Annotated in this window: 8 protein-coding genes; 3 read left to right on the top strand and 5 right to left on the bottom strand. The window is 35.7% G+C overall.

Annotation, left to right across the window (positions count from 1 at the left end; all coding sequences use genetic code 11):
* The first annotated feature begins 41 nt into the window (after window positions 1-41).
* Window positions 42-1,256: a T9SS type A sorting domain-containing protein gene (locus tag CG11_RS13550; protein ID WP_052597028.1), complete on the top strand. Its 1,215-nt coding sequence runs from the start codon at window positions 42-44 to the stop codon at window positions 1,254-1,256.
* Between the two features lie 266 nt (window positions 1,257-1,522).
* On the opposite strand, the gene CG11_RS13545 is transcribed toward CG11_RS13550, so the two are convergent.
* The 4 genes from CG11_RS13545 to CG11_RS13530 all read right to left on the bottom strand — a co-directional run bounded on the left by CG11_RS13545 (window position 1,523) and on the right by CG11_RS13530 (window position 6,761).
* Window positions 1,523-2,605 carry a cytochrome-c peroxidase gene (locus CG11_RS13545; protein WP_081909551.1) on the bottom strand — a complete coding sequence of 361 codons (1,083 nt, stop codon included), beginning with the start codon at window positions 2,603-2,605 and terminating at the stop codon, window positions 1,523-1,525.
* A 56-nt stretch (window positions 2,606-2,661) separates the two neighbouring features.
* Window positions 2,662-4,119, bottom strand: a complete 1,458-nt coding sequence (locus CG11_RS13540; RefSeq protein ID WP_052597024.1) for a T9SS type A sorting domain-containing protein — start codon at window positions 4,117-4,119, stop codon at window positions 2,662-2,664.
* 289 nt (window positions 4,120-4,408) lie between these two features.
* Window positions 4,409-5,482: a peptide chain release factor 1 gene (gene prfA / locus CG11_RS13535; RefSeq protein WP_052597022.1), complete on the bottom strand. Its 1,074-nt coding sequence runs from the start codon at window positions 5,480-5,482 to the stop codon at window positions 4,409-4,411.
* 460 nt (window positions 5,483-5,942) lie between these two features.
* The gene (locus CG11_RS13530) at window positions 5,943-6,761 is read right to left on the bottom strand and encodes a purine-nucleoside phosphorylase (RefSeq protein ID WP_156039771.1); all 819 of its coding nucleotides are present in this window, start codon (window positions 6,759-6,761) and stop codon (window positions 5,943-5,945) included.
* A 349-nt stretch (window positions 6,762-7,110) separates the two neighbouring features.
* Here CG11_RS13530 and CG11_RS13525 point away from each other — a divergent pair, with 349 nt between their 5' ends.
* Window positions 7,111-7,563: a hypothetical protein gene (locus CG11_RS13525; RefSeq protein WP_052597018.1), complete on the top strand. Its 453-nt coding sequence runs from the start codon at window positions 7,111-7,113 to the stop codon at window positions 7,561-7,563.
* A gap of 100 nt (window positions 7,564-7,663) precedes the next feature.
* Here the strand turns inward: CG11_RS13525 and CG11_RS13520 are convergent, their stop codons facing one another.
* Window positions 7,664-9,052, bottom strand: a complete 1,389-nt coding sequence (locus CG11_RS13520; RefSeq protein WP_052597016.1) for a hypothetical protein — start codon at window positions 9,050-9,052, stop codon at window positions 7,664-7,666.
* Between the two features lie 206 nt (window positions 9,053-9,258).
* On the opposite strand from CG11_RS13520, the gene CG11_RS13515 reads away from it, so the two are divergent.
* The gene (locus CG11_RS13515) at window positions 9,259-12,189 is read left to right on the top strand and encodes a T9SS type A sorting domain-containing protein (RefSeq protein WP_052597014.1); all 2,931 of its coding nucleotides are present in this window, start codon (window positions 9,259-9,261) and stop codon (window positions 12,187-12,189) included.
* Window positions 12,190-12,508 lie beyond the last annotated feature (319 nt).

Genomic DNA, 12,508 nt, shown 5'->3' with positions numbered 1-12,508 from the left:
ACAGACCATTTGTATTTATCTCTAACTAAAAATAATTACTTATGTACTTTAACAAAATACTTTGTTTTCTAATTCTATTTACCATTTATGGCATCAGTTTACAAGCTCAATGCCCTCCTAACAGTCCTGGATTTTTAAGCGGCACCACGGTCAATATGCTTGTTACAGATACCACGGCAGCACCTGTTTACACAACAGTACCTAGTGGTCTACCCAATACAGAATTCATTCTTATTCAAAAAGATAGTTTAGCAGCAGACGAGCTAGGTCCTGTACTTCTAGCATCGACGCTAGATGGTCGTGTCGTTCCTGCTGATTTTGGAATGAGCACTTGTAACGAACTCTGTTTAGTGCCCTTTTCCTATGATTTAGTCCAACTCCAAACGGTTGTCGATTCGCTAATCAATGGAGATTATGTTCCTGGTACTAGCTGTTGCGATGCAGCAGGGCAATTCTTTGTTGGTTTGTGCGATTCTTTGGCATCCTATGGTATTTATAGTGGCGCAGATGTGACAGACCTTAATGATGTTATTATTTTAATGGGTATTTTTGCAGGCACCAACAATAGTTCTATTTCTTTAACAGGATTCATTGGCACCATTCAACAAATCAATTCTTTTGCCAGTTTATTTGGAAATTGCGCTGGTAATAATACGGAAATTTGTTTTGCTGTTTCTAATACAGCAGCAGCAATGGACTGCTATAGAGTTGCCCTCCCTAACTCGGCAAGCTTTGTAGACATTATGCAGGACACAGTGAAGATAGCCCCTAATGCTAGTATTATTTTATCAGGAACTTATCTTCCCAATAGTTCGATGGATACATTAAATTGGTTTATTACTAATAATAATTCTAGCCTTATGGTTGACTCCCAAACGGGTGAAGTTACTGCTGGAGCAACAATGGATACGGCATGGGTTGTTGCCCAAGCCATTCGAGGCTGTGCTTCTGATACAGTTGTAGTAATCGTAGACCCTGCTTTAAGTACATCTGACTTAAATTTTGCAGCAATAACATTACAAACCCATCCCAATCCTTTCTCTAAGCAATTAGAAGTTTCTTTCTTTGCAAAAGAAGGAGATTATAAGGTACAGGTAATCGCTGCAACTGGTCAGGTAGCTTATGAAGAAACGCACTACCTATCTACAGGCAATCAACGACTTGTCATTAGCAGCAACACCATCCCTAAAGGCTATTACTTTTTAAAAATTACAGGTAGAACAAGTCAAGGCACCAAAGCTATTATAAAACATTAATTTAACTGTCTTAATAAATGATACTCCGTTGATTATTATTCGCTACGCTCATGAGATCGCAAGGCTAGTTCCCTCTGGTCATGAACTTGGGCTTTTGTGCTACTAGCACAAGCCTACTCGGCAAGCTTAGTTTTTTAGTTTTTCTACGACCCCGTAGGCTCAAGAAGTAAACTAATACGATTTTTAAGCGGAGTAATGAATAAAAACATCCATTGGACGAATAGAGAACTGCCCAATGGATGTTTTCTTTTATCAACATGATTGAGTTATTGTTCAACAAACGGATCTAAAAATTTCTCCTTTTTTATAATCTCATGATCTGTCAAGGTTTTCAAAAATGCAACCAAAGCATCTACTTCAGCGGCAGTCATACCAAAGTTATGATGACTACTATGAAAAAGATCTGTCAAATTATCAACACTTCCATCATGCATATAAGGGGCAGTTTGTTCTATATTCCTTAAACTTGACACTTTGAACCTAAAGGAATCTGAAGGCATTTGAGTTGCCTCATAAATTCCCAAATCATTTCTATCTTCATCATTGACAAAACTAGGTATTTGTCCTATCTGTAGGTTGTAAGAGGCTTGATCTATAAGATCTCCTCCATGACAACTTACACAACCTTGTTGCGAGCCAAAGGTATTATAAATCGTCTGTCCTTGTTGCTCTTGTGCCGAAAAAGTAGCACTTCCTTCTATTACTTTATCAAATTTTGATTCATAAGTAACCAGTGTCCGTATAAACTGCGCTAAGCTTTTTGCAATCCGCTCTGTTGTAATAACACTAGACCCAAATGCCTTTTCAAATAATTGAGTGTAATAAGTGGTTTGCTCTAAACGATTTACTAGTGAATCTAAATCCATTCCCATTTCTATATGATCTTGAATGGGCAATAAAACTTGTTCCTCTAATGTGTTAGCTCGCTCATCCCAAAACATTTTCCCACGTTTATAAAAACGTATATTTAAGATAGACATCGAATTTCGTCTAGTTACGCCATTTAAAAAACCCTCACTTTTAGCACGAGCATCTGCAAAACCTTCCGATGCTTTGTGGCAACTAGAACAAGAAATTTGATTGTTTTCAGATAATGCCTTATCATAAAATAATACTCGCCCTAAAGTCGCCCCATGATTTGTAATGGGGTTAGAAGTAGGTGTATTGTCTAAGCTACTAATTGCCTGTTGTATATGACTTGGATAATTAATGTTAGCATACTCAAAAGGAACGGTAGGCAATATTGGCACAAGCATTCTGGGTGAAGGAATGTCATTTTTATCTACTCGGCAAGAATATTGCATTAATAAAAGCATTCCTACCAATACTATAATTAATCGATACATCATTTTTATTTTTGAATGATCACCTATCAAGAGGTTGTTACAACAACCTCCGAATAGAACTATTGAATCATTAATTTGCCTGTTTCAATCAGCTGACCATCTCCTCTCAAGCTAAACCAATAAACACCTGCTGTCAAACTTCCTCTTGAAAGAACTATTTGATTGTTATTTGTAGAGTAATCAACCTTAACAGAACGCCCCAAAGCATCGTATACCTCTAATTCCATTATTTGATTGTTTCCTTTTGCTACTTTTATTGTTGTTTGCTGCTCAAAGGGATTGGGAAAAACACTGACTTGATTATTGTTTCCTGCAACATTGATTGTGTTTAGTGTATATCCTGTTTTAACAACATACCCTAAGTCTTGATCTCCCATAGAGTTTCCATGACTCCCTGCTATTACAAAATTACCATCGCTTGTGTAACGTATTGCTCGACTACTATTATCAATTAAATCATCAAAAATTTGATCTTGTAATACCGTACCGCTTGGGCTTATTTTGCTGGCAAAAGCTGCTGGCAACATGACACCCAACATTCCTCCATGACTTACTTGTTTTGTTCCTGTAACCACACAATTTCCAGTAGGATCAACTGTAACATGATGTGCTTTTCCTTGTTCTGGTCCTAATATTAAACTCCATGCCTCTGTTGTTCCTGTCGCATCTAATTTGTAAACATAAGGATTGTTTCCTGCAAAACCCGAAATATAACCTACAACCACAAATCCTCCGTCAGGAGTTTCTTTGACACTATGCAAATCATACACTGGTATATTGGTATAAGGCTGCTGCCAAAGGCTATCACCATTAGCATCTACTTTAAACAAAATAGCTTGGTTCGACGCAGAACCTCCTGAAAAAACATACCCTCCATCACTAGTTGGCTGAAAGTCTAGCAAGTAACATCTATCGTAGTTCTTTCGCCAAATAATCGTGTGATTAGGGCTTATTTTAAACAACTCATTAATTGGATTAGGGATGCCAATTAAGCCACCAGTTGCCCCAACGCCAATAATATAATTTCCATCGGTCGTAGAACGCAAACGAACCGTGTGTAAATTACAATCTACATTGTTCACCAAAGCACACGCAGATAGATAAGTTGTTGTTTGAACCGTATCGCCTGCTGCATCTGTTTCTACTAAAAATATTTCATTATAATTAAGACCTGCCATCAACAAATTGCCATTAGGTTTTTCTATGACAGAGACTTCTTGCATATACCCTCCATTAAATTGCTCATATGCTTGTTGCCATAGAACATTTCCAGTGGTAGCATCAATTTTAACCAACATAGGTGTATAAGTATAATTCGAAGAAACACCAAACCTGTGGTTGCCCGCAAACACATAGTTTCCATCATTGGTTTCTTGAATGTCATATCCTTTTAATTCGGATTCTGAATTGGGTGGTGGTAACGGTATAATATAGGGGGTAATTTCGGTTGCCCATAATTGAGCTTGAATACTTGTTGCACTAATTAACAGTAATAGTATACTTAATAATGACTTCATATTTTTGTATTTTTTGTTTCTAAAAGTAGCTCCCAATAATCACAGCATGCGAATAATTAAACCTAATTTGTCGGCTACTTTTTAATCAATTACTAAGGACAAATTTTAGAAAAATAAGAATGTGAAACAATAACAATAAAGCCATTGTGTTTATTTTAAAATAAAAAAAAGGCTCCCAGAACCCTGTTAAACAGGAGACTAAGAGCCTTTTTGTTTATTACATCTTCAAAAGAACAATAGTTTGTAAAAACCACGAAGTAGCAGCCTAACTAACTACTAAAACAAGTGACTATACCTCTTCCGATGCTTTTAATTTTTCCATGTTGTAAGTTACTTGGATGGCTTCTATAAATTCATCCAAAGCACCATCCATTACTTCACTTAGGTTGTATTTAGTAAAGTTAATTCGATGATCTGTTACTCTATTTTGAGAATAATTATACGTGCGAATTTTAGAGGAACGATCTCCCGAAACAATCAGCGTATTTCTCAAAGCAGAGATACTATCTTCATGTTCTTGTTGCTGCAACTCATATAATTTTGCATATAGTTTTTGAAGGGCAATTTCTCTATTTTTTAATTGAGAACGCCCATCTTGACACTCAACAACAACACCGCTTGGTTTGTGTGTTACACGTACTGCCGATTCAGTTTTGTTAACGTGCTGTCCTCCTGCACCACTTGCGCGAAAGGTATCCCAAGACAGATCAGCTTTGTTAATTTCTACATCTTCCATTTCAAAAATTGGCATAACAGCAACAGTCACAGCTGATGTATGCACACGTCCTTGTGACTCTGTTTTGGGAATTCGTTGCACTCGGTGTGTTCCAGATTCATACTTCAACATTCCATATACATTATCTCCAGTTACCTCTAAAATAACTTTACTAAAGCCCCCCGATTCACTTTCATTAGAAGCAATGTATTCTCTTTTCCATCCTTGTTTATCAATAAAACGTTCATAAACACGCAACATATCTCCCGCAAAGATAGCAGCTTCATCACCTCCTGCCCCGGCGCGAATCTCGATGGTAACGTTTTTCTCATCCTCTGGATCCTTAGGAATTAACATCATTTTCAACTCCTCCTCGAAGGGACCTTTTTTGTCTTCCCATTCTTTTAAGTCTTCCTTAGCCATTTCGACAAAATCAGGATCTCCCCCTTCTGCTATGATTTCTTTGCATTCGGCAATACCATCTAGCATTGCTTTATATGAATCGTGTGCCTCTACCAAAGGTTTTAAATCCTTATACTCTTTATTAATTTTCATAAAGCGATTCATATCTGAAGTCACTTCTGGATCAGAAAGTTGTTCTTCGAGTAATTGGAACTTATCTTTTAAGGCTCTTAACTTATCAATCATTATTGTTAATGTTTATAAAAATAGTCGTCCGCTAATTTATATTTTTCAAATAAACAAACACCCTATATTAGTCTGATGATTACTTCTAAAAAGTTCGTTACAAACAAATCATCCTACTAATTATCAAGTTAATGCACTTTATTTAGTGGACCATTGTAAAAAATCTCTGATTCTTTAGGCACAGTATGGTGTAACCATAATAGTTCTCGTAACTTGCGTAAAAATATCGATGTATGAATCATCAAACAAGCAATAGCATCTATTCTTTTTTCAGAGAAAGGCAATAGAGTTGCAAAAATACAATTAAATCATAGATATTCAAAAAGAAGTGCTGCTTCCCCAAAAAGGATTGCTGCATTTTAGAGCATACCACTTAAAATTATATCTCCAACACAAAGCCTAACCTCTTTCCTCCCTATTCTAATTTTAGGAACGATTCTAGTCATATAATTTCAAAAGGCTAAAGTTCTGCTAAAAGCTCTTTAAGAATCAAGGTCAATTTAGATTCTGTTTGTTGCACCACTTCGATAACTTCTTCTACTGTTGTTTCCGTAATTTCGTCAATTGGAAAACAACGATTAGAAACCACAGAAACAACAAATACGGGTAATTCCATGTGCTTAGCAACTAATACTTCAGGAATAGTAGACATTCCAACTACATCACCACCTATAATATTAAAGAAGTTATATTCTGCTGGCGTTTCTAGGTTAGGACCTTGGGTTCCCACATAAACTCCTTCAAACGCTCGAATATTATTCTTTTGAGCAATAGCAATTGCCTTTTGATTTAAGGCAACATCATAGGTCTTTAACATATCTGGAAATCGAACGCCCAATCGAGCATCATTTTTTCCTCTTAGTGGGTTTTGAGCATGCAAATTGATATGATCTTTGATAAAGACAATGTCTCCTGGATAAAGATGCGCTTGTACTCCTCCTGCCGCATTGGATATAATTAATCGTTCGATATTTAAGTACTTCAATACACGAACAGGAAACGTAACTTCCTCCATGCTGTATCCTTCGTAATAATGAAAACGACCAGCCATTGCTACGATAGGAATCCCTTGAAAATAACCAAAGATTAATTTCCCTGCATGACTTTCTACAGTAGATTCCGCAAAGTAAGGAATTTCATTATACGAAATTTCGACCACTACTTCTATTTCTTGACGAAATGCTCCCAATCCTGTTCCTAAAATAACACCTATTTGAGGCTCAAATTTTTGTGATTTTGATTGAAGGTAGGCAACTGCTTCTTGTATTTTTTTGTACATAAAAATATTGGGTTTATTTTAACAAAACAACCAAAGTTATAAAAAATTAATATTTCAAATAAAATCATTCAAATAGAATAAGATTCTGACTATCTGTTTTTAACGTTTTTTTTATTGTCAACAAATGGACTTATGAATCTATTTTCATAGCTTTTTAAACAAAAACTTCTTTTTTTTTGTTAAAAAACTTGCTTTGAAGAATAAAAGCCTTATATTTGATATAGCAAATGATTCATTATGAGCAAAAAAGAAAGTTCTAACAATAAGAAACTATTTTGATTTTTTTATTGTTTTAACAAAGATAAAGAATTTGAATTCAATTTTTTTTTAACAACAAAACTAATTAGCTATGAAGTTTTTAACGTTAATGTTAGCAATGGTAGTAACAATGGGATCTACTTTTGCGTTTGCACCAGCACAAGAAGATAAAATGGTTGCTGTTGTATTAATGATGGATGATGGTGATGATCAACAAATCGTTGCTACTATTTACACGTCTTTAATGGCTGCTGAAAAAGTAGCAAAAGTTTTAGACATCGAGATGATTGCTGAAGATGAAGTAAACGATGACGTATTCGTTTTCTCTCTAAAGTCTGAAGAGCAAAGAAAATTGACTATGAAACTATTTGATGAGGAAGGCTACAAAACTGCAGCTCACCGTGTTCTTCAAGTAGAAGATGGTAACAACTACAATGCTCTAAACGTTCAATCTTTGGAAGACGGTACTTACAAGTTCGTTATCGAAGATGAGACTGGTGCTAGCAAAACTAAGACTATTGTTATCAACAAAGACAAAAAATAAGAAGTTTTAAACTTCTCATAAATCTTAGAGAGCAACATGCTAAAGCATGTTGCTTTTTTTTGTCCTTCAACTTTGCAAGACCTCAATTAGAATTAAGCTATTATTTTATTTGGCTAATAATCCATTGACGTTCGGGCAACTGCGGCTCATTTCTCACCTCTTCTAATAACTTCTGTTGTACTTTTTTGTCATAAAAGTTATGATTTTGTACTTTTTGCAAGTACCGAATCAAGTTTAAATAGCTTTGTTTTTGATAATCGCTTAGCTCTCTATTCCGCTTTATATATGCTCTAAAGCTCTCTAACAAAGATTCCAAAGCATCGTATTCCCCTTGTTCGTAGTAAATCTTCAGAAGCGAGACTTTGGTTCCCATAATCAACTCTCTATCCGTGTTTCCTAGTGTCAAGAACATTTTCATTGATTGCTTATAATCTCCTGTCATATAATGGAGTTTTGCCAAATTATAATTGGTATAACTTTCTCTATGAGTTACATTAAGATAAGGTGCATAGTCGCTGATAAATTGACGTACCCAATCAAAATTGCCACATTTCAAACCAATAGTAACAATATTTTTATAGGTAAACCTTGATAACTTGCCATCCTCGACCAACACCCCATTAATGAGTCCAGATTTGTACAAGTCAAAAATTTCAACCGTAAACTCTTCTCTACCTAGGTTTAGATGTTTGATGCAAAAACTAATCGCAGTAATATATAAATCCTTTAGTTCACCTGTTCTAAACAGATGGCTATGCTCCAAAAAAGTAGCTTTGAGTTGAAAGAAGGCTTCTATATTATCAAAATCTGTCATTGCCTTATAACTATGATAATATACAGCAATAAAAGGATATTTCAACCAACCTTCTTTTTCTATTTGCTCTAAAATGGGTTCTACAATTCTCAACTCATATTTTGTTCGAAAGATATTCTGATGGGTCAGTGCCGTTACACAATATTTGAGCTTGTTGGCCATATAAAATATATCAAAACTATTTAATACTTCCTGTACATTTTTGGCTTCCAAACGTTTTTTTTCTTCGGCAAATAAGAATTGTTCTTGTTGCAGTTCGTAATCAAGGTAATAATACGCGGCATCTTTATATTGACTTTTATTTAACAATGATTCGCTGTATTTTAGAGTAGACTTAAAGCATTTCTCTAATTTTTTCGTTCTGTAAACAGAAAGCAACATTTTATTTCGTACAGCTTCTTTGGTCTCTAATGCCTCATATACCAAAAACTTATCAATTAGTTTCTGCAAATAGGACATTGTATTCCGTATTTTTTGAGGGCGATAGGGCATTTTGGGAAAGACACGCTTAAAAGCATCCTCTATTCGATAACTCTTATTATCCATTAAATAATCCAACAAACGATGTACTTCTTCATGAGTATTGTGATAAGGAGAGTGGACAAATTTTTTCAGGCGATTTTGTTCTGTTTTGGACAGCGCAGAAAAGATTTCTATTAATTTACTTTTATACATAATCAGTCTATAAAAAAAACTAAAAACTACTATTTAGCAATAAGTTATTCATCACAATTTACAAAAAACTATCTATAAATTGAATTTAATGTCTTTGATTTCACAAGTGGAATTTTAGAACTTAGTACCGTGGAAAGAACCGCATTAATGTTTCTTTGAGTACTGGCTAATAGCTGCTCAAATATTTCCTCCAAAATTATATACATATGAACTACCTCAAAATATACTTTTCTTTCTTCATCATCCTGTTTTTAGGCTCTGAAATACAAGCATCTCATGCTGCCGCTGCCGATCTAAGTTATACCTGTATGGGTAACAATCGTTATCAAATTACCCTTCGAATGTACCGAGACTGTAGTGGTATCGCTTTAGCACCTAATCTAAATATCGATGTTGCTGGTAGTGGAACCTGTAATGGTTTTTCGCAAACGATAACCTTAAGCTTGGCATCTGTTAGTGAGGTTCCCGTTGCTTGTTCTGCATTTGCAGGACAAAGCACTTGTAATGGAGGTTTTGTGCCAGGCTATGAAGAAAATACTTATACAGGGGTTTTGGATCTCTCTGCTGCCCCTGCAGGATGTACTTGGACCATTAGCTACACTAGTTGCTGTCGAAATACAACTATTACCAACCTAGCGAACCCTTCTACTCAAAGCTTATACATAGAAACAACCTTACTAGATGGTAGTATCACGTGTAATAGCTCTCCCTCTTTTGCCAATATTCCTATCTTTGTTGTTTGTGATAGTTTGGCTCAGTCCGTCTCTAATTCTATTATTGACCCAGATGGAGATTCTGTTGTTTACTCTTTAGTTGCTCCACTAACCGCAGCCAATACCCCTATTGGTTACAATCCAGGGTTTACGCCTACCAATCCATTAAACACACTTTCAGGAGTGAATTTTAATACACAAAGTGGGCAGCTAAACTTTATTCCTACTACGAATCAAGTTGTTGTCATGGATATCTTTGTAGAGGAATACAGAGCTGGTATTTTAATTGGTCATACAAGGCGTACCATGCAAGTCGTTGTTATGTCATGTAATAACAATAGTTTGTCCTTAGACAATGTTGCTAGGGTTAGAAATGGCATTGTACAATCTCAGGGAACCTCTACGGTCTTTGATGCTTGCCCAGGAGAAGACTTGCACTTTCAGTTAAGCTTATCTGATGCTGACACGATAGACTCTCTAAGTATTTCTAATAATTATTCAAGTATATTTCAAGTTTATCCTAACGCAACAATTAACTTGAGCTATCCTATTGCAGGAAACCAAAACAATGCTTTATTAGATGTTATTATTCCTGCGGTTCAAAACAATGTATTTTCTATTGCTTTTTCAGATAATGCATGCCCTATTGCTAATTTTCAGAGTTTTAGTTTTTCGATATTGCCCCCCAATAATTGTGCACAAATCACAGGTCGTATTGCCATCGACTCCAATAACAACTGCTTTGTCTCTCCGCTTGAATCAGCCTACACTGATGTTATGGTTGCCATTAGCAAGGGTAATTTTACTACTTATGTCACACCCAATCCAAATGGAACCTACTCTGCGGCTGTAGATACGGGTATTTATACAGTCAATGTGATGCCCATACACCCTTATTGGTCATCTTGTAACACCAATGTTACCGCCAATCTAGGCACCTATAATAGTTCTGCCATTATTAATTTCCCAATGCAACCAACAACTCTATGTCCTTACATGTATGTCGATATAGCGGCTCCTGTTTTGGTGCATTGTGCGAGCAATTATTACACCGTAGAATATTGCAACCACGGGACAATAGACGCTTCTAATGTGTATATAGAGGTTACTTTAGATTCTTTGTTTGTTATTGATAGTACTCAGATTCCCATCGCAAGTCAAATAGGTTTTACCTATACATTTAACATTGGAAATGTACCAGTTAATACTTGCAATAATTTCAGAATTTATGGCATTCTAGATCCTGCTTGCGATACCAGTAATAGAGCAAGGACACACTGTGCTTCTGCCAATATTTATCCCGATAGTTCTTGTTTGCCATGGATGGGACCTAATTTGGAGGTAGAAGCTCGTTGCGCAAACGACTCTGTTGCGTTTCGTGTTAGAAATACGGGCAATCAAAACATGGTTGCTCCTCAAAGTTATTGGGTTATAGAAGACGATATTATTTTTCACAGCAGCCCAGGCATTACCTTACCATCTGGAGGCGCTACACCTTGGGAAAATTTTGAGGCGACAGGAGCAACCTTTAGATTGCAAATACCTCAAGTGCAAGGGCACCCTTGGAATGTTCAAGCGTCAGCAACGGTAGAAGGTTGCTCAACAACTAGTGCTCCTAACCCCAATCCTATTAGTACTGGTTTTGTTAACATTTTTACACTAAACGATGGTTCTCCTTATTATTCAATTGACTGTCAGCCCAATGTTGGTTCGTGGGACCCTAATGACAAACAAGCTTTTCCAGTAGGCTATAGTGCTCCACACTATATTGAAGATAATATAGAGCTTGAATATAGAATTCGCTTCCAAAATACAGGGACTTACTTTGCGACCAATGTCGTTATTTTGGACACATTATCGCCTCATTTAGATCCAACGAGTATCTTGCCTAGTGTATCTAGTCATACTTATACTTGGCGCTTATTGAAGAACAATGTCGTTGAATTTCGTTTTAATAATATCATGCTACCAGATAGCTCAACAAATTTTGCAGCTTCACATGGTTTTGTAGACTTTAGAATTCGACAAAAACCCAATAACCCAATTGGAACAGTGATCTATAATCAAGCTGCTATCTTTTTTGATCAAAATCCTGCGGTTATTACCAATCAAACATTCCATACTATTGGTCAAGACTTTATTGTATTTACGAATATTGATAAGGTTTTAGTACCTCAAGTAAAAGTCCATGTTTACCCTAATCCCTTTGAACAGTATACAACCTTAAAAATCGAAAGTGAAACAGAATATCAAACAATTACCCTAGAGGTATTTGATGCAATGGGCAGAAGTATTGTAAAGAAACATAGTCAAAATGATTCACAGATTATCTTAGAGCGGAGAAACCTACAACAAGGAATCTATTTTTATCGCTTAGAAGCAAATGGCTTATTGCTCAATTCTGGGAAATTGATTGTACGATAGCCTATGGCTTAATCTGTGATGATTTTGTATTCATCAATAGTAGTTATATATTAATAATACTCCGTTGATTTTTTAGTTTTCCTACGAAAAACGTAAAAAAGCATCTTGCATTAGTTTGATTATCAGTCTTTTAGCACAAAGGTTAGTAGAAATACACCTTGCTGATAATCAAACTAATACGATTTTTCAACGGAGTAATGTATTAAGTAAAAAAACTAAAAATTATTGTTGGTATCTATTGTGATGCGCATTCTCCTAATGCAATTCCGAAAAAGTGATTGAGTTTACCCACTTTTGCCCAAATTAGTTCCTAGCGACC

This window comes from Aureispira sp. CCB-QB1, assembly GCF_000724545.1.
GTDB lineage: Bacteria > Bacteroidota > Bacteroidia > Chitinophagales > Saprospiraceae > Aureispira.
Note: the sequence above shows the minus strand (reverse complement) of the source record. Positions and strands in the feature narration are given on the sequence as shown.